Source organism: Mycobacterium sp. NTMscope_MAC_12 (genome assembly GCF_976985675.1).
Map to the genome: position 1 here is coordinate 97668 of NZ_CDRJYY010000001.1, position 23873 is coordinate 121540.

The 23873-nt window shown below is 62.8% G+C and carries 20 protein-coding genes and 2 pseudogenes; 9 read left to right on the forward strand and 13 right to left on the reverse strand.

What is annotated here, in order from left to right; translation table 11 throughout:
• Positions 1-12: 12 nt before the first annotated feature.
• Positions 13-1287, reverse strand: a complete 1275-nt coding sequence (locus AC0KS4_RS00430) for an ISL3 family transposase (RefSeq protein ID WP_046187320.1) — start codon at positions 1285-1287, stop codon at positions 13-15.
• Between the two features lie 188 nt (positions 1288-1475).
• On the opposite strand from AC0KS4_RS00430, the pseudogene AC0KS4_RS00435 reads away from it, so the two are divergent.
• A pseudogene (locus tag AC0KS4_RS00435) lies at positions 1476-2082 on the forward strand (IS5 family transposase); the annotation flags it as partial.
• Between the two features lie 50 nt (positions 2083-2132).
• On the opposite strand, the gene AC0KS4_RS00440 reads toward AC0KS4_RS00435, so the two are convergent.
• The 4 genes and pseudogenes from AC0KS4_RS00440 to AC0KS4_RS00455 all read right to left on the reverse strand — a co-directional run bounded on the left by AC0KS4_RS00440 (position 2133) and on the right by AC0KS4_RS00455 (position 6697).
• A complete protein-coding gene (locus AC0KS4_RS00440) occupies positions 2133-3275 on the reverse strand; it encodes an acyl-CoA dehydrogenase family protein (RefSeq protein ID WP_047324229.1) in 1143 nt (380 codons plus the stop codon).
• A 76-nt stretch (positions 3276-3351) separates the two neighbouring features.
• Complete coding sequence (locus tag AC0KS4_RS00445) at positions 3352-4008, reverse strand: transglutaminase-like domain-containing protein (protein WP_007172209.1); 657 nt, start codon at positions 4006-4008, stop codon at positions 3352-3354.
• On the reverse strand, positions 4005-5405 hold the full coding sequence (locus tag AC0KS4_RS00450) for a cytochrome P450 (RefSeq protein ID WP_472408542.1): 1401 nt from the start codon (positions 5403-5405) through the stop codon (positions 4005-4007). Before AC0KS4_RS00450 ends, AC0KS4_RS00445 begins: the two co-directional genes overlap by 4 nt.
• A 250-nt stretch (positions 5406-5655) precedes the next feature.
• Positions 5656-6697: pseudogene (locus AC0KS4_RS00455) on the reverse strand (alpha/beta hydrolase).
• A 180-nt stretch (positions 6698-6877) separates the two neighbouring features.
• Here AC0KS4_RS00455 and istA point away from each other — a divergent pair.
• Positions 6878-8386: an IS21 family transposase gene (gene istA, locus AC0KS4_RS00460; RefSeq protein ID WP_079669096.1), complete on the forward strand. Its 1509-nt coding sequence runs from the start codon at positions 6878-6880 to the stop codon at positions 8384-8386.
• A complete protein-coding gene (istB, locus tag AC0KS4_RS00465) occupies positions 8383-9192 on the forward strand; it encodes an IS21-like element helper ATPase IstB (RefSeq protein ID WP_007172566.1) in 810 nt (269 codons plus the stop codon). The genes istA and istB overlap by 4 nt, the downstream gene beginning before the upstream one ends.
• Before the next feature lie 346 nt (positions 9193-9538).
• Here the strand turns inward: istB and AC0KS4_RS00470 are convergent, their stop codons facing one another.
• Genes AC0KS4_RS00470 through AC0KS4_RS00490 form a run of 5 tightly spaced genes read right to left on the reverse strand, consistent with a single transcriptional unit; the run spans position 9539 to position 12398 of the window.
• Positions 9539-9991 carry a MaoC/PaaZ C-terminal domain-containing protein gene (locus tag AC0KS4_RS00470; RefSeq protein ID WP_007172211.1) on the reverse strand — a complete coding sequence of 151 codons (453 nt, stop codon included), beginning with the start codon at positions 9989-9991 and terminating at the stop codon, positions 9539-9541.
• Positions 9992-10005: 14 nt separating this feature from the next.
• Positions 10006-10482 carry an FAS1-like dehydratase domain-containing protein gene (locus AC0KS4_RS00475; protein ID WP_170826177.1) on the reverse strand — a complete coding sequence of 159 codons (477 nt, stop codon included), beginning with the start codon at positions 10480-10482 and terminating at the stop codon, positions 10006-10008.
• Between the two features lie 32 nt (positions 10483-10514).
• Positions 10515-10850, reverse strand: a complete 336-nt coding sequence (locus AC0KS4_RS00480; protein WP_007172213.1) for an AtuA-related protein — start codon at positions 10848-10850, stop codon at positions 10515-10517.
• Positions 10837-12228, reverse strand: coding sequence for an acyclic terpene utilization AtuA family protein (locus tag AC0KS4_RS00485; protein WP_033721564.1), 1392 nt, complete (start codon positions 12226-12228; stop codon positions 10837-10839). Before AC0KS4_RS00485 ends, AC0KS4_RS00480 begins: the two co-directional genes overlap by 14 nt.
• On the reverse strand, positions 12225-12398 hold the full coding sequence (locus AC0KS4_RS00490; protein ID WP_007172215.1) for a hypothetical protein: 174 nt from the start codon (positions 12396-12398) through the stop codon (positions 12225-12227). Before AC0KS4_RS00490 ends, AC0KS4_RS00485 begins: the two co-directional genes overlap by 4 nt.
• A 456-nt stretch (positions 12399-12854) precedes the next feature.
• Between AC0KS4_RS00490 and AC0KS4_RS00495 the strand changes: the two genes are divergently transcribed.
• The 4 genes from AC0KS4_RS00495 to AC0KS4_RS00510 all read left to right on the forward strand — a co-directional run bounded on the left by AC0KS4_RS00495 (position 12855) and on the right by AC0KS4_RS00510 (position 16235).
• Positions 12855-14009, forward strand: coding sequence for an acyl-CoA dehydrogenase family protein (locus tag AC0KS4_RS00495; RefSeq protein WP_007172216.1), 1155 nt, complete (start codon positions 12855-12857; stop codon positions 14007-14009).
• Positions 14010-14049: 40 nt separating this feature from the next.
• Positions 14050-15237: a thiolase family protein gene (locus AC0KS4_RS00500; RefSeq protein WP_033721567.1), complete on the forward strand. Its 1188-nt coding sequence runs from the start codon at positions 14050-14052 to the stop codon at positions 15235-15237.
• Positions 15238-15257: 20 nt separating this feature from the next.
• The gene (locus AC0KS4_RS00505; RefSeq protein ID WP_046185921.1) at positions 15258-15638 is read left to right on the forward strand and encodes a Zn-ribbon domain-containing OB-fold protein; all 381 of its coding nucleotides are present in this window, start codon (positions 15258-15260) and stop codon (positions 15636-15638) included.
• Positions 15639-15710: 72 nt separating this feature from the next.
• Entirely contained in the window at positions 15711-16235 is a 525-nt protein-coding gene (locus AC0KS4_RS00510; protein WP_369741417.1) for a transposase, read from the forward strand.
• Positions 16236-16628: 393 nt separating this feature from the next.
• Here the strand turns inward: AC0KS4_RS00510 and AC0KS4_RS00515 are convergent, their stop codons facing one another.
• Complete coding sequence (locus AC0KS4_RS00515) at positions 16629-18176, reverse strand: acyl-CoA synthetase (RefSeq protein WP_007172220.1); 1548 nt, start codon at positions 18174-18176, stop codon at positions 16629-16631.
• Positions 18177-18238: 62 nt separating this feature from the next.
• Entirely contained in the window at positions 18239-19438 is a 1200-nt protein-coding gene (locus AC0KS4_RS00520; RefSeq protein ID WP_007172221.1) for an acyl-CoA dehydrogenase family protein, read from the reverse strand.
• A gap of 768 nt (positions 19439-20206) precedes the next feature.
• Between AC0KS4_RS00520 and AC0KS4_RS00525 the strand changes: the two genes are divergently transcribed.
• A complete protein-coding gene (locus AC0KS4_RS00525) occupies positions 20207-20860 on the forward strand; it encodes a TetR/AcrR family transcriptional regulator (protein WP_007172222.1) in 654 nt (217 codons plus the stop codon).
• A gap of 214 nt (positions 20861-21074) precedes the next feature.
• On the opposite strand, the gene AC0KS4_RS00530 is transcribed toward AC0KS4_RS00525, so the two are convergent.
• Complete coding sequence (locus tag AC0KS4_RS00530) at positions 21075-21839, reverse strand: enoyl-CoA hydratase/isomerase family protein (protein WP_007172223.1); 765 nt, start codon at positions 21837-21839, stop codon at positions 21075-21077.
• A 423-nt stretch (positions 21840-22262) separates the two neighbouring features.
• On the opposite strand from AC0KS4_RS00530, the gene AC0KS4_RS00535 reads away from it, so the two are divergent.
• Positions 22263-23816 (forward strand): acyl-CoA synthetase, encoded by a 1554-nt coding sequence (locus AC0KS4_RS00535; protein WP_007172224.1) that lies wholly within the window; start codon positions 22263-22265, stop codon positions 23814-23816.
• Positions 23817-23873 lie beyond the last annotated feature (57 nt).

A 23873-nucleotide genomic window follows, 5' to 3' on the forward strand; every position in this document is an offset into this window, starting at 1 on the left:
GCTCTTCGTAATTCAGAGTGCATTGACAAGTTGGTGGAGTGCTCCGCTGTGTAGTAGTGAGCGCCAACGGTAGTGGGTGAGGTTGCGGAATCCGAGGGCGTTGCGGCGCAATGCTTCCAGGCGGCCGTTGATGGCCTCGGTGGGTCCGTTGGAGACGTGGTGGTCGAAGAAGGCCAGGATGTCGGCGCGGCGGCGCGATAGCGTGCGGCCGAGTTGGGCGATCTCCTCCAATCCGGCGGGTACGCCGCGCCGTATCGACTCGATCAGCCTGGTCATTGCCTTCTTGCCGTGACGTCGGTTCGGGTCGGCGTAGGCGGCGATGATCTTCTGATAGATCAGCCAGGCGACCTTGACGGCGAGATGGTCGTCGCCGTCGAGCACCTCGGTCAGCCGGGTGTATTGGCGTGGGGAGAGCAGCTGCAGGCGGGTTCGGGCGATGCGCCGGATCCCATAGAGCGGGTCACCGGTGTGTCCGCGCCGACCCAGGGTCTGCTGCTGGATGCGTTGGCGGATCAGGTCGAGCTTGGTCCCGGCCAAAGCCACAACGTGGAAGGGGTCCATCACGGTGACCGCGTCCGGGATGACCTCGGTGGCGGCGGTCTTGTAGCCGGCGAACCCGTCCATCGCAATGACCTCCACGGCCCGGGCAAAGTCGGTGGGTTGGGCGGCCAACCACGTGGCCAGTGCGGTCGCTGAGCGTCCTTCGACCAGGTCGAGCAGGCGTGCCGGGCCGGTCTGGTCGTGGGTAGGCGTGAGGTCGATGATCAGCGTGACGAACCCCTCTGTGCCGCGACGCCGAGGCGCCCAGCGATGCTCATCGACACCGATCACCGTCACCCCGGCCAGCCGATCCGGCCCGGTTGTGGCGATCAGGCCGGCGGTCGCACGCATCGCGATGGAGCTGACAGTATGCCAGGACACCCCGAGTTCGGCGGCGATCGCCGAAATGGTGGTGCGGTCGATCATCAACCGCCGCAATACATACCGGGCACAGCGCCGCGTCGTCGATGAGCGCGGGGCCGCCAACTTGCCCAGATCCTGGTTGAACACTGCCCGCCCACACGCTGGCGTTGTGCAGCGGTAGCGAGGTAGGGCACCCTGCAGCACCAGCGGGTAGCCGGCCACCGGCAGATCCGTCAACGGCCGAGTCACAGTGTCGCGGTAGCGGCCCTCCCGGCCGCAGTCCGGACACCTGGCGTCACAGGCCACCGGCCTGCAGAAGATCGTCGTCGTCTTCTCGTCGACCGCGGCGTCGGTGATCGTCACCCCCAACTCGATGGTGCGCATGATCGTGTCGGCAACAACCGACGGCGGGCAGGCAGTAGCCTCAGGCAAGGGTCACCTCGGTGGTGTTGGTGAAGCGGCGTGTAGGAACCTGAATCGTCACCCACCGAGGCCCCACCTCAGCTCAACGACACGAACCCCCACCGCGGATATCCGCCAACCACTGCTGCACGCTCATTTCCGCAGAGCCCCATCAACACTCGGCGGGCGCCCGTTCGGACACGTTGTGCACAGGGGGCACTGTCGAATTCGAATTACAAGAAATCTGCCGATGAGCCCGACGATCATGCGATCGGGCGTTCCCGCGGCGGGCTGACCACCAAGATCCACGCGCTGACTGATCCTCGCGAAGCTCCCGTGGCGGTCCGGCTCACCGCCGGCCAAGCCGGCGACAACCCGCAATTGATGGCGCTGCTCGATGATTACGCCGCGACATGCAGGGATTCAGACCAGTCCGCTGACGATTTCCGGTTGCTCGCCGACAAGGCGTATTCGCATCCGAGCACCCGTACCCAATTGCGTTCCCGCAGAATCAAGCACACGATTCCCGAACGTCGAGATCAGATCGACCGCCGCAAGGCCAAGGGATCCGCCGGCGGCCGCCCACCGGCGTTCGACGCCGAGATCTACGCGCTGCGCAACACCGTCGAACGTGGCTTCAATCGGCTCAAGCAGTGGCGCGGCATCGCGACCCGCTACGACAAGTACGCCCTAACATACCTCGGCGGTGTACTGCTGGCCTGCGCCGTGATCCATTCGATGGCTTTATCTGCGGTGGAGCTTGCCTGTCTCAAGTAGCAGATCCTCATCTGCGTTGATACACCGGGCGTTCGGTCGTCGCTATCTTGTCAAAGCGACCTCGAAATAATCTCTTTCATTATTTCGTTAGACCCCGCGTAGATTTTCTGTACTCGCTGATCAACCCAGAGACGCGAAATCGGATATTCCGTCATGTATCCGTACCCGCCGTGCAGCTGCAGGCAGTCGTCGAGGACTTTCATCGCCCGTTCCGTCGTCCACCATTTGGCCATCGCGACAGTTTGCACGTCGAGCTGGCCCTGGAGGTGTAGGCAGATGCAGTGGTCGAGGAATACTCGCGCAATCCTTGTTTCAGTGGCCGCTTCGGCCAGGGTGAACTTGGTGTTCTGGAACCCGAAGATCGTTCGTCCGAAGGCCTCTCGTTCGCGCGTGTATTTGACCGTCTGCTGCAAGGCCAATTCCATGGCGGCAACCGCTCCGACCGCAACGATTAGTCGCTCCTGCGGCAGTTGCGTCATCAGCTGGATGAAACCTTGCCCCTCGGTGTCGCCTAGCAGATGCGTCTTGGGGACGCGCACGCCGTCGAAAAACAATTCAGATGTGTCCTGACCGCGCTGACCTATTTTGCTGAGGACTCGTCCTCTCCGGAACCCGGGGCGATCGGCTTCCACGACAATCAGCGAAATACCGTTGGCACCTTGAGTATGGTCGGTCTTGGCCACGACGACAATGAGATCGGCTTGCTGACCATTGGTGATGAACGTCTTCGAGCCGGTGATGACGTACTCGTCCCCATCGAGGACGGCGCGCGTCTTCACGCTTTGAAGATCAGATCCGGTTCCGGCCTCCGTCATCGCAATGGCACCGATCAATTCGCCCGACGCCATCTTGGGCAGCCACTGCCTTTTCAGGTCTTCCCGGGCGTAGTGCAGGATGTAGTGTGCGACGATGCCGCTGTGCAGGCCGGCGCCCCACGAACTGTCCCCGATTCGAGCTTGCTCTTCGAGCAGAACTGCCTCGTGTGCGAATGTCCCGCCGCCGCCGCCGTATTCGACCGGCATCGACATGCACAGCAGGCCCAGCTCGCCTGCTCGTTCCCACACCGCCCGGTCGACATGGTGTTGCTCGGCGAAGCGCTCTGAGTGGGGTGCAATCTCAGTGGCAACGAACTTTGCGGCGAGATCACGAAGCGCTTCCAATTCCGGGTTGAGCCAGGGTGAGGCGGCTGTCATAGGGAGGCGTCCTTTCGGTTAGCTGCCGTGAGATATCCCGCATTAGTGCTTTGCACAAGCATAATCTTTCAAACTGTTAATTGGTGAACGAGTCTGATATGGGCGGAGGTTCGTAGATGAGTTCGCTGTAGTTGTCGCGCAGCGCGTCGATGATTTCCGTGAGGGGAAGGTCGTCGAAAACGCCACGGTCATGGAGGTATTCCATGTGTTGGGAGCCGTCGCCTGTGTGAGCGTGCAACATGGCGTCTCGCTGACCGTCGAATTCGATAGGAGGGACCCCGAAGCGCGCGCATAACTCGCGGTTGAACGCCGGCGTGGCCTTGACCCACCGGCCATTCAGCAGCATTTGACTGTAGCCGTGGTAGACGAAAACGTCCGAGCCACCCATCCGTTCACGGAGACTCGGGGTCTGCAGATGGTTGCGGACGTCGGCGAAACCCAACCGCGCCGGAATCCCCGCGGCGCGACACGCAGCCGTCAAGAGCACCGCCTTGGGGACACAGTAGGCGCGCTCGGCGACGGCGACCGCGCTGGCTCGGTACTGGCACGGGTCGTCGGAGACGGAATACGGGTCGTACCAGATCGAATCACGGACAGCGGTGAAGATGCGGCACGCCTTATCGACGGAATCAATGGCGTTACGCGTCGCCGATTCGGTGAACTGCTGCACGGCATCGTGTTTCCAGTCGAGGAATTCGGTGGGTGCAAGGAACCGCGCGAACTCTAACTTCATCGGTGGTGGAGCCTGATCGGTAACCCGTCGACCGGGATCGGCAGCGATGTGTTGTCCCAACGGATGCGGTAATCGGTGTCGAGGCCGAAGGTGAACGTGCGCAGCATCTGGTGCAGGATCGCTTTCACCTCGAGGGTGCCGAAATGCATACCGATGCATTTGTGCGCGCCACCCCCGAACGGCAGCCACGCGAAGCGGTGGGCTTGGTCTTCGCGGCGCGGGACGTCGAAACGTAAGGGGTCGAAGCGATCCGGGTTATGCCAGACTTCGCGGACGAAATGGTTGACGGCGGGAGTGATCGCCACAAGCGTGTCGCGGGGAATGTAGTGGCCGTCTATTGCGGTGTCTTCCACTGTTTTGCGCATCACTAGCGGAACCGGCGCCACGAGTCTCATGGATTCCTTGATCACCAGATCGAGGGACCTGAGCGCTTCCAAATCGTCGATCTCCGGTGACCGGTCGCCGAGAACATCGCTTTCGGCGCGAACCCGATCCTGCCATTCTGGATGCTTTGCCAGGTAATAAGTTACCGCGGTGGTGGTGATCGTCGATGTGTCGTGAGCGGCCATCATCAGAAAAATCATGTGGTTGATGACATCGGAGTCACTGAAACGTTGCCCGTCTTCGGTGCTGGCATGGCACAGCGCGGCGAACAGGTCATTGCTGTCGCCGGCCCGGGCGGCCGGCAAGTGCCGGGCGAAGTACTCCTCGAGCACCCGTCGGCCGCGGACCCCGGCGCGATAGCGGGTACCGGGAAGCGGCGCGCGGACGAGCGAACTGGCCGCGCGTACCGTAGCGACGAACGCCTGGTTAATGGCGTCGCTGCTGTCTTTGCCTCGGCCACCCATGAACACATCGGTGGCGATGTCGAGGGTCAGGTTTTTCAACAGCGGGTACATGCGGACGGACGGGCCGGTCGGCCACGTGGGCAGGGTTGCGCGGACGCAAGGGGTCACTTGGGTGACGTAGCCGGCCAGTCGCGGCCGCGTGAAGGCCTCCTGCATGATGCGCCGGTGCATGAGGTGTTCGTCAAAGCTCATCAGCATCAATCCGCGGTGGAAGAACGCGTCGATGAGAAAGGCCCAGCCGTCTTGCGAGAACGCCTTTGCGTTGGTGGTGAGCGCCTCCTGGGTAGCTTGGGGGCCCGCGATGACCGCCATTTTGGTACCGAACGCTCCCATCCACGAGACAGAACCGAACCGCTCGTAGCGCTCTCTGCCCAGGTCGGACCCAAACCGGATGTAGTCGAGGGTGTGCCCGACCAAGGGGAGCCCGGCATCACCGAGAACCGGTCGCAATCCGCTTCCAGCCGGGGGCGCGGCTAGTTCACGCACTGGCCACCGCCGACTCCACCGGCGAAGTCCGTCGTCCACCCGTTGCGGCGCGGGAATCAAGATGACCGAAGATAACCGTTCCCGGGCTTTATGGCTTTATCGACGGGCGCGTGTAGCGGGTTAACCATTGTCGCTCCCCGGCCTGTGGTCGTCGTTGGCGGCCTGCTCGCGATGAGGAACCGACCAGCTGTTTACATTACGCCCAATAATGTCAAAATTAATACATGCATATCTGACTTGTCAACGGGCTCCCAGTGGCGCGCAAAGGCGGTCGCCGCGCAGCTAGCCGCTGCGCCCGCGTTCAGCTCCGGCGTCAAGGAAACTTGCGTTCAGCGCTGTCGGCGAGAAACGCCCCGCTGAGGCGCAAAGCGTGACGCGCCTCGGGCAAGAGTCGAAACAGGGCTTGAAACACGTGAATTTGACCGCGAAACACCTGAAGTTGCACGGACGACCCCGCGGCGAGCATGCGCTCGGCGAGTCGTCGGGAATCGTCGAGCAGCATTTCTCTCCCGCCCACCTGGATCAATGTCGGCGGCATGCCGGTGAGGTCGGTGGCGAGCACGTTGACGCGGGGGTCGTGCGGATCGGCGTCGCCCACGTAGAGACTCAGCGCCCGCGACGCGGATCGGGCGGATGCGAAAGGATCGCGGCGCCAGATTTCGCGAGCCGTCGCCAGCTGACACGTCAGATCGATGACGGGGGACATCAGTAGCATGCGGTCAGGCAACGGCAGGCGATGTGCGAGTGCACCCAACGAGGTCGCGACCGCCAGTTGGCCGCCCGCCGAATCGCCTGTGTCGGCGGCAAGTGAATACTGACCAGTGCGCGGCCGACTCCTGATCAGTTTTCGATTGCCGTTGACAGCCTGCGATCGCTACCGTGCGGGCTGATGTCGATTCTTCAGAGCCCGCCAACCACCGGTAGGCCCTCAGTGCGTCGTCAGCAGCCGCCGGATACGGGTAACGCGGAGCCAATCGATAGCGGACCGCGAAGACCGGGCGCAGCGACGCGGCAGACAGTTCGCCCAGCAGACCGCGATGGGTTTTGGGAGAGCACATCGAAAATGCGCCGCCGTGAATGTAAAGGATCGGTGGCCCGTCCGGGTTGACGTTCGGTGCGACGACCCAATCTCCCCTCACTCGATCGCCGGCGAAGACGGTGTCGACCAGCCTTACGCGCAGTCCTGGGCGTGGGCGGGACGCGATGAGCGCCGCCCGAAGCACCCGATCCATCACAGCAAGCCCGTACTGGTTGGACGGTAGTGCTTGCGTCAATGGGCGAAGGACCCCGCGTGCGGATGTTGCGATGAGGTAGCTTGTCAGGCTCGGATCCCAATCCGAGGAAACGGATATCACGATAAGCCAGCCAGCTTGTCCGTGGCCATGAAAAAGTACCCACTGGTGGCCAAGTGGAGGTATCCGCTGGTGGCCGGATAAAAGTACCCACCCCGTGTTCGTCGTGTCGATCAGGAACTGCGGGCCCCGGTGGTGACGGTGAAGGTGCCAACCACTCATCGTCACCACCGGGGAGTTCCATTGAAGTCTGCGAGGGACCGCATGGACATCATTTCTGCTTATCAACAAGTCGGGTCATACCGCGGCGCCGCGCAGCTGTGCGGCACCACCCATAGGACCGTCAAGAAAGTCGTCGAGAAATTCGAAGCCGGTGAGAGCGCACCGCCGCGGGTCGAGCGGGCCCACAATTACGATGCGGTGGCCGATCTGGTCGCCGAGCGTGTCGAGAAGTCGGCGGGTCGGATGTCGGCGAAGCGGATGTTGCCGATCGCGAAGGCCGCCGGTTACGACGGGTCGGCACGCAACTTCCGTCGCCTCGTTGCTGAGGCGAAGGTGTTGTGGCGCAACGAACATCACCGGGGACGTCGCCCGGCGGTGTGGTCACCGGGTGAGTATCTGGTGATCGACTGGGCCCAAGCCGCACCCGGGTTGTTCCTGTTCTGCGCAGTGCTGGCGTTCTCCCGGTGGCGCTTCGTCGCGTTCGCCACCGACCAGAAGGCGTCCACGACGTTGGCGTTGATCGCCGAAGCGATGGCCGGGATAGGTGGTGTCCCGGCCCGGGTGCTGGCCGACCGGATGGCCTGTCTGAAGGGCGGCGTGGTCGCCAACGTGGTGATCCCTACCGCCGAATACGTCCGGCTGGCAGGTCATTACGGTTTCGCGCCGGACTTCTGCCATGCATCCGACCCTAAATCGAAGGGCATCGTGGAGAACTTGTGCGGCTACGCCCAACGCGACCTCGCCGTCCCGCTGCTCACCGACGCCGCCATCGCCGGGGTGCCGGTTGATCTGCGTGCTGCCAACGTTGCGGCCAGGGCGTGGTGTCTGGAGGTCAATGCCGCGGTGCATTCGGAGATCTGTGCGGTCCCCGATGAGCAACTGCTGATCGAACGGGAACTCCTGCAACCGTTGCCGTCGCTGCAACTTCGAATCGGGGCACCGTCGGTGATCCGCAAGGTCGACCGGCTGTCGTGTGTCCGGTATGCCTCGGCCCGCTACTCGGTGCCCACCCGACTGATCGGGACCAGCGTGGCCGTCGTCGTCGATCACGGCGCGCTGTGCATCGTGGAGCCCGCGACTGGGGTGATCGTGGCTGAGCACGAACTGGGTGCCCCAGGCAGCGCATCAGTCCTCGACGATCACTACGACGGTCCCCGCCCGGAACCTAGCCGCGGACCACGACCCAAAACTCATGCTGAGCAACAGTTCTGCACACTCGGCGAGGATGCTCAAGCATTCCTGGTCGGGGCCGCCGCGATCGGCAACACTCGGCTGGGCTCCGAACTGGAAGTCCTACTGGCGTTGGGCGCCGCCCACGGCACCGACGCCTTGGTCGGCGCGCTTCGCCGGGCGGTCGCGTTCCGGAGGTTCCGCGCGATCGACGTGCGGTCCATCCTGGCCGCCGGCGCCGGAACGCCGCAGCCCCGCCCCGCCGGGGATGCGTTGATCCTGGACCTCCCAGTCGCCCCGACCCGATCCCTGGCTGCCTACACGGTCAACCCGGCCGCAGACGGTGGTGCCACGTCATGAACGGCACGCCAGCCAAGGCAACCAAACCCGTTGCACCACTGTCCACTCCGCAATTCGCCGCTGATCTCGACGCCGGGCTGCGGCGGCTCAAGCTCGCCGCGATCCGGCGCACCGCCCCCGAAGTCCTAATCACCGCCAAGACCCAGCGCTGGACCCCCGAAGAAGTGCTACGGACCCTCGTCGAGACCGAACTGGCGGCACGGGATGCCTCCAACGTCGTCAACCGGCTCAAGGCTGCCGGGTTCCCGGTCACCAAGACCTTGGAGTCCTTCGACGTGGCCGCATCGTCGATTCAGCCCAAGGTGTTCGACTACCTGTCGAGCCTGGAATGGGTTCGCACACAACAGAATCTGGCGATCATCGGACCGGCTGGGACCGGCAAGTCCCACACCCTGATCGGACTGGGGGTCGCTGCGATTCATGCTGGGCACAAGGTCCGGTACTTCACCGCCGCCGACCTCGTCGAAACCCTCTACCGCGGCTTGGCCGACAACACCGTCGGCAAGATCATCGAATCCCTGCTCCGTGTCGATCTGATCATCCTCGACGAACTGGGCTTCGCCCCACTCGACGACACCGGCACCCAGCTGCTGTTCCGCCTCGTCGCCGGCGCCTACGAACGCCGCTCCCTGGCCATCGGCTCGCACTGGCCCTTCCAAGAGTGGGGTCGATTCCTGCCCGAGCAGACCACCGCCGTCAGCATCTTGGACCGGCTCCTGCATCACGCCACCGTCGTCATCACCGACGGCCAGTCCTACCGAATGAAGGACGCCCAACACCGGAAGGAGAACCCCCAACCAATCTAAGAATCACTGCACGGGGTGGGTACTTTTATCCGGCCACCAGCGGGTACTTCTACTTGGCCATTGACACAGCTTTTCGTTGGTGCGGCCCCCTGTAGCATCCCAAAGCCCGCGTATAGCGGATCGAGGTCGCTGGCGCGGGGCCACGTCGTCTTTGAAGTGGTGGGTATAAGAAGGAAGCAGGCCTTGTAGGAACCACTGTTACTGATCTACCGGCAGCCTTCAAAGCGACGCGCGCCGTCGTCGCCAGAGCCGCAGAGCTACGCGATCCAGAGCGGGTCGTCCCCCGGTCGAGCTGGCGCAGGAACGTAGGCAACGATGATGCAGCGACGGCTGTCGAAGTTCTCGATTACCGCCGACCGGCCGGCAGTTGCAAGGTCGCCTCACTGGGCACGCATATGCCCTCCTCGCTGGACACTGCCAGTTCCAGGTCGACCAGGCGCATTCCGCGGTCTTGGCGCTTGGCCACCACCCGCCCGGTAAGGGTCGCGGTCTGTCCCGGGTAGATCGACTTGATCATCGATATCTTGCGCCGGCGCAGGAGCGCGTCGGGGCCCGCCCAGTCGGTGAGGCCCCGGTCGATGAAGCCGTGAAAGAACAGCGTCGACAGGTAGATCGTTCGCTGGCCCTGGCTGCGTGCGTACTCCGGATCGTGATGGCCCGGGAACCAGTCCCACGTCGCCGCGGCGTTCATGCAGACCCGCTTGTAGGTGATAGGAATCGACACCGGCGTGATCTCGTCGCCGACAATGACGTCATCGAAGGTAAGGCCTTTGATGTCTGCAGTGCTGATCTTGGTCATGAGCGCCCCCGGGTTTACTGGGCTGTGTCGTAGCGGAACAGGACGTTGGTGTTGCGGGCGATGTTCTCGCCGTGCTGGTCGGTGTAGGTGGTAAGCGATGTGATGAAGACGCCGGTTCCCAGCCGAGTCGTCTTCTCGTCGGATAGCGAGACGATCTCCTCGACTATCCAAACGTGGTCACCGACTCGGGGTCGGCGCTCCAGCTCGGTGGTGGTGGAGGCGTTGATGATGTGGTGGCCGGGCAGGGGAACGTTGAGCGCGAAAAGCCCGTCCTCGCGGTGCAGGTGCGCGGGCGCCCATTGCGGGTTCATGCCCAGGGTCATCAGCAGGCCCGGTGGGCACTCGTCGCCCTCCCAGTACCGTGGGTTGGCGTCCTCAACCAGAGAGCAGTAGTAGAGGATCATCGATCGGTCGATCGGAAACCACGCCTGCTTTGGCTCGGAGCGACGACCGACCCAGGACCGGCCCTCCTCTAGAGTGCCGAACGCCATCCCGAGCCCGGTGACATCGTTGGTGTGGGAGCTCACGGTGTTGCCTTCCCTTCGATGGCGGGTTCGGGCAGGGGCATGCGGGACAGGATCGAACACATCGACTTGCCGGTCTCGTCGAAGCGCAGTGTTGCGGTTGCGCCGCCGCCGAGGGCTCCCCGCATGACGATGTTGAACGCATGCAGGCGAGGCAGCGTGTAGATCGTCACGGTTCCGGTGACCAGACCCTTCATGAAGGAGGTGATGGCCTCCGGCCGCAGTCCGCGTTGCAGCGCGGCAAAAGCCTCGGCGTCGCGGGCGAGCACCACGACGTTGGAGATGTCACCCTTGTCGCCTGAACGCACGAACGCCAACTCGTCAATGGTGGGCATCGAGCATCTCCTTGGCGGCCTGGACACGGACGTGCTGTGGGACGAACTCACGCGGTACCAGGGTCGGCCACAGCGCTATCACCTTGCGCACCGCCAGCGGCGCGCCGAAGGCGGTACCCACCGGACCGGCCGTCGCTGGCAGCAGCATCGCGCGGCGGGCGACCTCGGCCTCGCTGCGGGTGCGGCACTTGGCCACCATCCGGAGCTCGACCTCGTTGGGCTGGGCGTCGGGTGCCGGTCGTGGGGCCACCGGGCCGGCCAGCGCGTCCCAACCGACACGGTCGAAACGCATCTCCTGCGGAATGACACCCAGGTACTTGATGCGGCCGCGCACTAGCCTCTCGCAGAAGTCGGCCTTCTCCAGAGCATCGGGCCAGGGGATCATCGTGCGCCCCTCGGCGAGGTAGCCGTCCTCGTAGCCGATCTGCACCTTGAGCGTGTCCGGCCGTCGGCGGCCGGTCATGCCCGTGAGCTGCACGCGGTCGGGGCCGAGTTCTTTGACCTCGACACCGCCCATGTCGACGACACCGTCGGGCAGCAAATAGCAGAACGGGTCGTGCACTTCGTAAAGCAAATGCTCTTTGATGGTCCACTCGTTGAGCACCCCACCCGAGCCCGGCACCTTACTGATCACAGCGGTGCCGTCAGCCGACATCTCGGCCATCGGGAACCCGAGCCGCCACGGATCACGCGACAGCCGCCACTGCGAGGACATGCCGCCGGTCGCGATGCCCGCACACTCCAGTACATGACCGACGGTAAGCGCGGCGCCGATCAGGTCGGGATTACGCTCAAATATCCACCCGAAGTGGCGCATGAGCGGCCCGCAATAAAGCGCAGAGTCGGCAAGCCTGCCGCCGATCACGACATCGGCGTCGCCGTCAAGTGCGTCAATGATCCCGTCGGAGCCGGTGTACGCCGAGACAGCGACGATCCGGTCGGCGATGCGGTCGATGTCTTCTTCGCCGGACTCAAGGTGCGCGAATTGCCAACCCGAATCCCTGATTTCGGCGATTCTCCCCGTCAAGTCGTCGCCCTCAATGGTTCCGATGCGGGTGTCGGGATATCCGGCGTCACAGGCCACTCGCGCAGCGGCCAGTGCGGCGGCACCCGGGTTCGCTCCGCCCCCATTGGTCACGATGCCGACGTCGTTACGGCGGGCAGCGGGCAGCGCCTGACGCAGAATGGGTTCGACATCGGGCACGTACCCTTTACCCGGGTCACGCATCTTGGCACGGGTAAGGAGCGCAACGGTCAACTCGGCCAGCAGGTCGAAGCAGGCAAACTCGACACCGCCCTGCTCAATGAGTTCCACCGCGGGATCCACCATGTCACCCCAATAGCCGGCACCAGCACCGATCCGCACGCTGGCACTCATGCGCACTCCTGCGCCGCCTCGGCGCTTGCCGCCGCGATGTCGGCACTAGGCGGCGGCGCGCTTGGCGGTATCCCGCCGACTGCCGGATCGACAAAGGGCACGAATGCGGCGCGCCCGGCCAGCCGTCCTTTGCCGGTGACCCCCGCAGCAATCAGCATCGTTCCGGGCATCGTGTTTTCCTCCTCTCTGTCCCCGGCCGTCGACCGCAAAGCTCTTGGCCGCGGGCCTGTTAATTGGCGTTAGCGTACGCTGTCTTGACACCGCTCGGCAGTGACCCGAGGCCCGGCGTCCGGGTCAAGCGAATCGAGCTTCCCGAAGTTGTCGACGTTGCGCCACGCCAGAGGGGCGAGATTGCCTTTCTGCTCATGGGCTGGGGATTAGAACGACTCCGGCTGCTGCCGAGAAATCACGTATCCGGCGTGGCGTAAAGCCGGTCACTGGAAGTCGACGCACTACCGACACGCGGACTTGCGCGTCAATGTTAACGGCCGATAACGTATCACCGGGCGATTACGCTGCTGTCGAGCGGTGACGGAAGCTGCCCTCGAATTCCTCGGTGTGTCGCCTGAAGTTTGTCGTGGCCGGTGCAAACCCGGACCTGCGGGTGATTCAAGGGGTTGAGCGGTATGGAGATATCAGAGAGCCAGGAACGGCGGGATCTGCGGGCGGCGGTTGCGGCCATCGGGAAGTCGTACGGCCACGATTACTACCTGACCAAATCCCTGGGGGGCGAGAAGTCTACGGAACTGTGGCAGGAGGTAGGTAAGCAAGGTTTTCTCGGGGTGAATATTGCCGAGGAGTACGGCGGTGGCGGTGGGGGTATCTACGAACTGCATGCCGTGGGAGAGGAGTTGGCGGCGGCGGGGTGCCCGTTGTTGATGACGGTGGTGTCGCCGGCCATTTGTGGCACCATCATCCAAGCGTTCGGAACCGACGAGCAGAAACGGCGTTGGCTTCCGGGCATTGCGAGCGGCGAGATCATAATGTCGTTTGCGATCACCGAGCCCGACGCGGGCTCAAACTCGCACAACATAGCGACGACCGCCAAGCGGGACGGCGCCGACTGGGTTCTGCGTGGCACCAAGTACTACATCTCGGGAGTGGACGAGGCGCAAGCCATCTTGGTGGTCACCCGAACGGGTACTGACGAGCGTGGGCGCGGCCGGCTGTCGCTGATGGTGGTTCCCACGGACGCTGCCGGCCTGCAGAAGACTCTGATTCCCGTGCAAGCCGTGACACCGGAGAAACAGTTCACCCTGTTCTTCGACGATGTACGTGTTCCCGGTGACAACTTGATCGGCGCTCGGGACGAGGGACTGCGGCAGGTATTCGTTGGTCTGAATCCGGAACGGATAATGGGGGCGGCGCTGGGCAATGGGATCGGCCGGTACGCGTTAAACAAGGCATGTACCTACGCCCGGGAGCGCAGGGTGTGGGACACCCCTATAGGGGCACATCAGGGAGTCGCTCATCCGCTGGCGCACGCCAAAATTCAGGTTGAACTCGCACGCTTGATGACCCAACGGGCGGCCGCCTTACACGATGCCGGCGAGGCAGGGGCCGGCGAGGCGGCGAATATGGCCAAGTACGCGGCAGCTGAAGCCGGAATCCTTGCGCTGGACCAAGCGATTCAGACGCATGGCGGCAACGGTCTGGCTACGGAGTACGGGTTGGCGACGTTGTGGGGACCGGCGCGGTTGATGCGGACGGCACCGATCAGCCGGGAGATGATCCTCAATTATGTTGCGCAGCATAGTCTCGCGCTTCCACGGTCATACTGAACGTCGACTAGGTTTGGGTGGCTGCTTCCATGAGGTCAACGTGAGAACTTGGGCACTTGCCAGCGAGCCGGCTATCGCCGCAGTAGAAGAACTACCGCCAGGAAAGTACGAAGGCCACGACGGCGCGGGCATGCAGGAGTTGGTGCTTCGTCGGTTTCTGCAGAGCCATTCACTTGGTCCCCGCGATGTGGACGGCCTGCTGGTTTGCCCGTCCGGCATGGCCAGCGGTGCGGGTGCCGACATCTTCGTCCACGAGCGCCTCAATGACGTGTTGGGCATCCGGCCGCGCTTTTGTGAGACTGTCAACGTCGGTGGGGCGACCTACACGATCATGCTGTCGCGGGCTGCACTTGCAATCAGCGCCGGCCTTGCAAACGCGGTGCTCTGTATCGGTGCGGGGAAATTCCCCAAGGTGGGGCGGGGAGGCGGCGCCAACGCAATGGCGCGCATGATCAGCCACCCGGACTTTGAGTACCCATACGGCAGCTTCATCCCAGCCCTTTACGCCTTAGCCGCCACGCGGCATATGGCCGAACGCGGAACGAGCCGCGATGCTCTTGCCGCCGTGGCGGTCTCGAGCCGCGAGTGGGCGTTACGGCATCCAGATGCTTTGATGCGCAACGCGGGTCCGCTCACCGTCGAGATGGTTCTGGCTTCACGACCTATCGCGTGGCCGTTCAATTTGCTGGACTGCTCAGTACCGTGTGAAGGTGGCGCCGTGTTCCTAGTGGCCCATGGTGACCGCGCGCGGGAAATCACCGACCAACCGGCCTATGTATTGGGCTTCGGTGAACACCACGATCACGGCAACATCACCCACACCAGCGACTTCGCAACAATGGGTGCCAGCGTGTCAGCGCGTGCCGCGTTCGAAATGGCCGATCTTTCGCCTTCGGACGTGCAGGTGGCCGAACTGTACGATGCCTTCACGATCAACCCGATACTGCTGTTGGAGGAAACGGGGCTGGTGGCGGCAGCTAAAGGTGGCCACTTCTTCCTGGATGGGCGGGGGGCGCCCGGCGGTGACCTTCCGGTGAACACCTACGGGGGTCTGCTGTCATTCGGACACACCGGCGACGCGTCGGGAATGTCGATGCTGATCGAAGCTGCGCGCCAAGTGATGGGGAAGGCTGCGGATCGTCAAGTGTCTGCAGAAATAGCATTGGTACACACTTACGGCGGCATGATGGCAGACCATTCGACCGTACTCTTGGGGAGGACGCCGTGACAACTGCTCCCATGCCCACCGTGACTGACAGCACGGCCGTGTACTGGCAGCAGGCAGCTGTCGGGCGGTTTGTGCTCCCGAAATGTCGGGAGTGCAAGCGATTCCATCATCATCCCCGCCCTTGGTGCCCATACTGCTGGGCTGCGGATCTGGATTGGCAAGAACCTTCGGGAAAAGCGACGATCGTCACCTACACCGTCGTCCGTCAGGCCCCGTCGCCAGCTTTCACCGCTCCTTACGTCTTGGCGATAGTGGAGCTGGAAGAAGGACCTCGAATGATGACCAACGTGATCGAATGCAACGTCGATGAAGTGCGGGTCGGTATGGCTGTCGAGGTGGTCTTCGAATCACGAGGCAACCTGGCACTTCCGCAGTTCCGACGGGTCACGTCAACTGCGTGACGAGCCGACGCGAAAACTCACTTATCCAGCACCGATTACCTGTATTTGTGGGTGGATGGCATCCACCTCAAGGTGCGCCTTGAGGTGGAGAAACTCTGTTTGCTGGTAATGATCGGGGTCCGTGCTGATGGCCGCATGGAGCTCGTCGGGCTGGCTGACGGCTTCCGGGGATCGACTGAGTTCTGGGCTGATTTGCTGCGCGATTGCCGCCGCCGCGCCATGACCGCAGCGGTGCTCGCGGTCGGCGACGGCGCCCTGGGCTTCTGCAAGGCGTGCGGGAGGTGTTCCCGGATATTCGAGAGTAGCGCTGCTGGTGGCATAAGCAGGCCAATATTCTTGCCGCACTGCCGAAATCGGTGCACCCAGGGTGCAGTCGCGGCGATGAAGGAGATCTACAACGCCGAGGATATCGACAAAGCCCAGCTCGCGATCAAAGCGTTCGAGATCGACTACGGCGCCAAATACCCCAAAGCGGTCGCCCAAGATCGTCGACGACGCCGAGGTGTTTTTGGAGTTCTACCGGTATCCCGCCGAGCATTGGATCCACCAATCGCACCACAAATCCGATCGAAAGTACCTTTGCGACAGTACGTTTGAGGACCAAAGTCACCAAAGGGCCGGGCTCCCGCGCGGCCTGGCTGGCGATGGCCTACAAGCTAATCGAGGCCGCCCAGGCCCGCTGGCGCGCGGTCAACGCACCACACTTGGTCGCCCTCGTCCGTGCCAGCGCCGTCTTCCACAAGGGCAAGCCGCTCGAACGGCCTATCGACATCACACCCGAACCGTCGGCAGCTGAGCCTCGAACCGTCGGATCATCCGCCATCCCGCTGCGCTGCCACTCGTATCCACCCATGAACGACTCTCACCCAAAGCGATTCGGCAGGCGTGCGAAGATTTACGTCCATGCTGCCGCTGACCGCATTCTGCGTACCGCAACGTGGTCGAGGTGTGGCGAAAAGCAAATGTGCGTCTGGCCGAGAGAACGGCGTTTCAACGCAGAACTGAAAGCCCCTCCCCGCCGAATTGCAGGCGAAGCTCCGTCTTGAGCACCTTGCCGGTGGCGTTTCGCGGCAAGTCGGGAACGACATGTACTCGTGACGGGCATTTGAAGTGGGCAAGGCGTTCTCGAGCGTAATCGATAAGCTCCTCTGCATTGACGGCGGCATCCTGCTGAAGGGCCACGACGGCCACCGGAGTTTCGCCCCAACGCGGATGCGGCACACCGACAACCGCGACCTCGCGCACGGCATGGTGACGGTAGAGGACCTGCTCCACCTCGATCGGGTAAACGTTCTCACCACCGCTGATGATCATGTCTTTTTTTCGGTCGACCAGAGTGATGAAACCTTCTCGGTCAATGCGGCCCAAGTCGCCAGTATGAAACCAGCCGCCACGAAAAGCTTGCACTGTCGCCTCGGGAAGACCCCAGTAGCCCGCGAATACGTTAGGGCCGCGCACTACTAACTCGCCCACCTCGTCGACGGGGACGTCGTTGTCGGCGTCGTCGACGATACGAGCTTCGACGTGAAAAGCCGTCCGACCGATCGATCCGGCCTTCTCCTTAACGTGTTCAGCGTCGAGGAATGAGACGATAGGCGCGGTTTCGGTCATCCCGAAACCCTCCTGGAACGGCAGACTGCGTCCTTGGAAGAATTCGATGACGGTCAACGGACACGGTGCGCCACCCGCAGCCGCCAGTTCGAGAGCCGACAAATCGTGGTCCTCGAATCCATCGACGTTCATCAGCGCGGCCCACATCGCCGGAACCATGAATTGCACTGTCGCATGCTCTTGGGCCATCATCGCCAGCGTCTGTCGCGGATCGAAGGACGGCAGCAGCACGCTGCAACCGCCGACATGCAGCAGCGGCAGCGTGTGCACTCCGAGTCCCCCGATGTGGAACATCGGAGCCACGGCGACGGTCACGTCCGTCTCACGCAGCCCGCGCCCGATTGTCAGCGCGTTCATGACGTTCCACAGATGGTTGTCGTGGGTGAGCATCACACCTTTGGGACGCCCCGTAGTCCCGGACGTATACATCAGATTTGCAATGTCATGGCCCGCCACGTCGGAGCCCACAGCTGTGGGCGCTTCACTGTTCACAACGTCGTCGTAGGAAAGCTCACCGGCAAGGCATTCACCGCCGACGGCCATTTGGTGGCGGACCCGCACCCCATCCTCTGACACCGCGGCGCGGGCGACCGGGGCCAGCGGGTTGGAATACACGAGCACGTCTGCGCCTGAGTCGGCCAGCTGGTAAGCCACCTCTGCTGGCGCCAACCGCACGTTCATGGGCACGAAGATCGCGCCTAGTTTCGCGGCCGCCAGCATCGTTTCTATGAACGCGGGACTGTTGATCAAGAGACCGCCAACCCTGTCGCCCTTGCGGACACCGAGCGCTCGCAGGGCACGCGCAAGCCGGTTGGTCCGTTCATCGAGCTGAGTGAAGGTGATCCGTCGGTTATCGTCAACGAGGGCGGTGCGGTCGCCGGACAGGAAGGCCCGTTTCGTCGCCCAACTGCCAATACCCCTGTCCATGTGAACTCCTTCGGAGCCGGTCGCCCAGACACGTCGTCGTGGGCCGATTCAGTGCCGAACAGCTATAAGCCGATGCGCTTGGCGATGATCTCGTTCATGATCTCGTTGGTGCCACCGCCTATTCCGAGAATGCGGCAATCTCGGTAATGCCGTTCGACTTCGGACTCGCGCATATAACCCATCCCACCAAAGATTTGAACCGCCTCATTCACCACATAATCGCACGCGTATACGGCGGTGTTCTTGGCCATCGACACCTCAGTGACTACATCCTCCCCGGCCAGCCACCGTTGCATCACGGCGCGGGTGTAGGCGCGCGCGACGTCGACCTGCCTGGCCATTTCCGCGAGCTTATGGCGGATCACTTGACGAGCCGTCAGAGGTTTCCCGAAAGTCTGGCGTTCGCGCGCCCAACCCTTGGCTAATTTGAGCGCGCGCTCCGCCGTCGCGTATGCCTGCACGGCAATGCCGAGTCGTTCCGACTGAAACTGCTGCATGATCTGCAAGAATCCGCCGTTCTCTGCCCCCACCAGGTTCGCAGCGGGAACGCGAACGTCAAAGAACGAGAGTTCTGCGGTATCGCTGCAACGCCATCCCATCTTGTCCAGCCGGCGGTCAACCTTGAACCCCGGTGTGCCCTTGTCGATAACCAGCAACGAAACTCCGCCGTACCCGGGTCCCCCGGTACGCACCGCGGTAGTCACGAAGTCGGCGCGGACACCGCTCGTGATGAAGGTCTTAGCACCGTTGACCACGTACGTGTCACCATCGCGGACTGCTCGTGTGCGTAGGTTCGCCACATCTGAGCCCGCTCCGGGCTCGGTGACTGCCAGCGAGCCGATCATATCTCCGGCCAGGGTGGGGCGAACGTAGTGGTCGATCAGGGCATCCGATCCATTCGCGGCGATGTGCGGAAGCGCGATGCCGTGGGTGAACAACGCGGCGCACACGCCGGTAGACCCACCGCACGCCAGAATTGCCTCGGTTACCAACGCCGAATCGATCGCGTCGCCGCCGCTGCCTCCCACGTTCTCGGGGAATCCAACCCCGAGAAGTCCCACATCGGCAGCCTTACGGTGCAGCTCGCGCGGGATTTCACCTGCCTCCTCCCAATCCGTCACTTTCGGTGTTATCTCGCGAGCGACGAAAGATCGCGCCAACTGGCTCAGTGCTAGCCGCTCCGGCGTGGTCCACGGATCGTTGGGCACAGCGCAGCCTTCCGTCCCGGCTATGTGTTTGGTGGTTGCTTCGATATCCGTCATGATGGCTCCCGGATCGAATTGCGTCGGCAACCGAACAGCGGTTGCACGCAGGTGCAAGGTGTCTCAATTCGATTGTGCAGTCGGACGATTCGGAAAGCATTCGCCCAACGGGGCGAGCGGCCCGTGTGCTGAATTCCGAAACAATCGGAGCGAAACTTTGTCTTCGCCTCCCAGCGCACGCGCCGAAAGCATTGTCCTGGAGCATGACTGCGCCGCCCACCAACACGATCAAGCGCATAGGCGGCATCGGTCAGCCAGGCTCCTCGCGCGAGGATCGGCACTGAATCTCTCAAACCGATCCCTTCCTACCCACTCGCGACCGCGACTTAAGTCAATGCAAGGCTCGGGCGTCGCGTGCAAGTGGCCACCTCAAGGAGTGCTTCGCGTGCCCCGATTAGTCCAGAAACCGTCGAAGCTCAACAGCCTCAGTTACTGGTGGCTAACGTTACGTGCGAGGCCCAAGGATTTGCAACACCCATCGCGTAGATGTCGCGCTCCGGTGCACCAGATCTACGACTCATGCGAATGAAGGAGGTCTCGTCCGCCGATCACTGCAATCTATCCGGGTTGATTGTCTTGGTGGTTGCAGCCGCGCCGCGCTTGGAGGTACCCCGGGGCCTCTCCCAGTATGGACGTTGGATGGCGCGGCAGTTGTGCGTGGGGAGTGGGCATCGTGAAGAAGTGTTAACGTTCGTAGATCACCCGGAACGTGTGGGCGTTTCGAACGGAAGAGGTATTGCTGCTTCGACTGCGAAAGGATGGTCGACCGTGACCGACACAGTCACCGTCGGCCGCACGCGAGGAGGCGAGCGTCGCGAGCGGATTCTGGCGGCCGCCGCCGAACTCATCGCGGACCGTGGCTATCACGCTGTTTCTATGGCCGATATCGGCATCTCGGCAGGGGTCGTCGGTCCAGCGATCTACCGGCACTTTGACAGCAAGGCGGGCTTGCTGGCGGCACTGTTCGAACAAGTGATTGACACGCTGCTGCGACGGGCGTCGGCGATCGTTGAACAAAGCCGAGATGATCGCGAGGCGCTGACTGCCTTAGTAGCCGACCACGTTGCCCTGGTGATGGAGAAGCGCGAACTCGCCATTGTTTACTACCGAGAAGTCCATAATCTGCCTGACCATCGACGTAGTCGCCTGCGCCGCAAACAGCGCCTCTACGTTGAAGAGTGGGTGCACGTTTTGGGCGAGTTAAGGCCGGAGTTGGACGAGACGGAATTGCGCGCCGTTGTTCACGGCGCGATCGGTGCCATCCAATCGACGTTGCAATATCGCGATACGGGGATGCCTCCCGAGCGCGTCTCGGTGCTGCTCGCGCGGATGGGGCACGCTGTTCTCGGCGTTCCACCGTGCGAGTCGCACAGTGAGGATCGGGCAAGCCACGCGTTGCCGCAGCGCCGAGGTCGACGGTAGGCGCAACCTCGGAGTGTCCTCGCCTCGGCGTGTCCTCGGGAGGGTGATTTCGCTGAGCAGAGGCTGTCAATGATTTGCTTCGTGTCGATGGCTCCCTGGCCACGATTAAGCACGCCGCCAATCGGCTTGCTTGGCGGGCCCGCACGCCGCGCCAGTCAGCCGGCGGTCTCGCCGCGCGGTCCTTGGCACGAGCATTCGCAGACATCCGGCGTGTTCAGCGTCCCCGCCATACAGGTGCCCGTTTCTCCCGGAATGCGCGTGGGCCCTCCTGCGCGTCCGCGGAGTGGTACACGGGTTCCCAGATCTTCTCAGCCAGCGTGTATGCCTCCTCAAGGCGATGTCGCGCCGATAGATACGCAGTCTGTTTAGCGGCCAGCACCGACAGCGGAGCATTTCCAGCGATTAGAGCGCCCAGCTTCTGGGCTCGATCCCTAAGCCGAGCGGCGGGCACCACCTCGTTAACAAGACCCACTTCGAACGCCCGGGCCGCGCTGATCGGTTCGCCGGTGAGCATCATCTGCAGAGCGATTCTCGGTGGAACGAGCCACGAAAGAGGAGCGGCCCAGGGAGCTCCACGGCCGACTTTGACTTCGGTGATCGCGAACAGGGCATGCTCGGCGGCGACGATCAGGTCACACTGCTGTGCGAGCAGGAACCCGCCGGCGAATGCAACACCGTTGACCGCCGCGATGGTCGGTTTAGCGATGTCGATGTTGCGGCCGAACTGCGGGGCGAAGTCCAGTGGCGGAACCGCCAGCGCCTGGTGCGCCATCTCTTTAAGGTCGCCGCCGGCGCAGAATGCCTTTTCACCCGCGCCGGTCAAAACGAGTACGCGCGCGTCAGCGTCCTCATTGAACCGACGTGCGCCATCCCATAATCCTTGGCGCACGGCGACACTGAGCGCATTGCGAGAGTGGGGCCGGTTGATAGTCAGCCAGGCCACCCCATCGACGACGTCATAAATCACCGGATCATCCAAGGTAGTCCTTCCGCGTGTTCTGGGCACTGTCTCCATCGACAATGCCGGCGTCCCATCGGCGACCACTTGGACGTCCCAGCGACACCTTCTGCGGGGCGTGCAGGTCTGGGCTGCGACGGGGTCTTCGATTTTATCGCCTCCAACGCCACCTAATTGGAGTAGTCGACTTGGAAGTGGGGACTGGTAACACCGTTCCCGCCACAAGTCGCAGCATATGTGACTAAGCATTCACGATTGTGGGACGTGACGACGATTCGATGCAGGCGGGTGACTGGGTGGGCTCTCAGTTGTCGAGTTCAAAGGACGATTGTGCTATCCATCGGCGCCCCAGTAATGTTAACCACTGATAACGTGAGGGCGCTCGGGGCCACTGGATGTGTCATTGCCGGGCCCGCACCGGTTGAGAGTTCAGGAGGAGACGTGATGTACCTCACGCAGGGCTTGCACAGAGCACTGCAACAACACCCGGACCGCCTCGCCACCATCGACGCGGATCGAACACGGACCTATGCGCAGTCCGCACAACGAATCGCGAAGTTGGCGAGCGCATTACGGACGATTGGCGTTAACCGCGGGGATCGCGTCGGCATGCTGGCGCTCAACTCCGACCGTTACCATGAGTACCTGCTGGCGGTGCCGTGGGCGGACGCGGTATTAAACCCGATCAATATCCGCTGGAGCCCTCCGGAGATTGCCTACGCCCTGCGCGACTCCCAAACCGATGTCTTATTTGTCGATGACGCCTTCAGTCCAGCAGTCCCCGCACTTCGCGCGTCATATCCTGACCTGCGCGCAGTCGTTCATTGCGGAAACGCCCCGACCCCGGAGGGAATGTTCTGCTATGAGGAACTCATAGCCGGCGGCGAAGTCGGTGATGACGTGCGGCGCAGCGGCGATCAACTGGCCGGTGTGTTCTACACCGGTGGCACCACGGGTCTACCCAAGGGCGTCATGCTTAGCCACGCGAACCTGATGACCTCCGTGCTGGGAATGCTCAGCGTGGGAAGCTTTCTGAGTTCGGAGGCTCGACTGCTTCATGTTGCGCCGTTGTTCCATCTCGCGGACTTGGCCGCCTGGGCGGGGCAAACCACCCTGGGTGGCACACATGTGATGCTCTCGACTTTCGAGCCCAGTGCCATTCTCCAGACCATCGAACGCCACCAGGTCACCGACGTCCTTTTAGTGCCGACCATGCTGCAGATGGTCGTCGACCATCCCGCCGTCAGGGATTACGACCTCTCCAGCCTCAGAAACGTGATGTACGGGGCATCGCCGATTTCCGAGGCGGTCCTGTCGCGCGCGATGAAGACCGTGCGGTCGGCGCGATTCATGCAGGGTTATGGCATGACAGAACTGTCCCCCCTAGCCACAGTCCTGCGTCCTGAGGACCACGAGCATCCGGACCTATTGCGTTCAGCCGGCCGCGCCGCGCCCTGCGCCGAGGTCAAAATCGTCGATGCTGACGATAAGGAAGTGCCGCCGGGCAATACCGGCGAAATCGTCGTGCGTGGCGGCAACGTGATGTTGGGCTACTGGAATAAACCAGACGAGACAGCGGCCGCGCTGCGCAATGGGTGGATGCACACCGGTGACGCCGGTTACATGGACGAGCGGGGTTATGTGTTCGTCGTCGACCGCATCAAAGACATGATTATCTCGGGTGGCGAGAATGTCTACTCGACGGAAGTCGAGAATGTTCTGTCCAGGCACCCGGAGGTGGCGGCGTGCGCGGTCATCGGAGTTGCCGATGAAAATTGGGGCGAGCGCGTTCATGCGGTCGTCGTCTTGACCGAAAACTCCTCGGTGACAGCCGAAGAGCTCAGAGACTTCTGTAAGACTCAGATCGCGGGATACAAGGCGCCCCGTACAGCCTCGTTCGTTGATGCGCTCCCTCTCTCAGGTGCTGGCAAGGTGCTCAAACGCGAACTGCGAAAACAGTTCCGGCAAGAGTGCACAAGCACTAGCCGGGGTCGATAGGTGCCCTTGCAGCGCGCCCCGCGGCCATCGACGCGGCTGCCTCCAAAGGATTTCCCT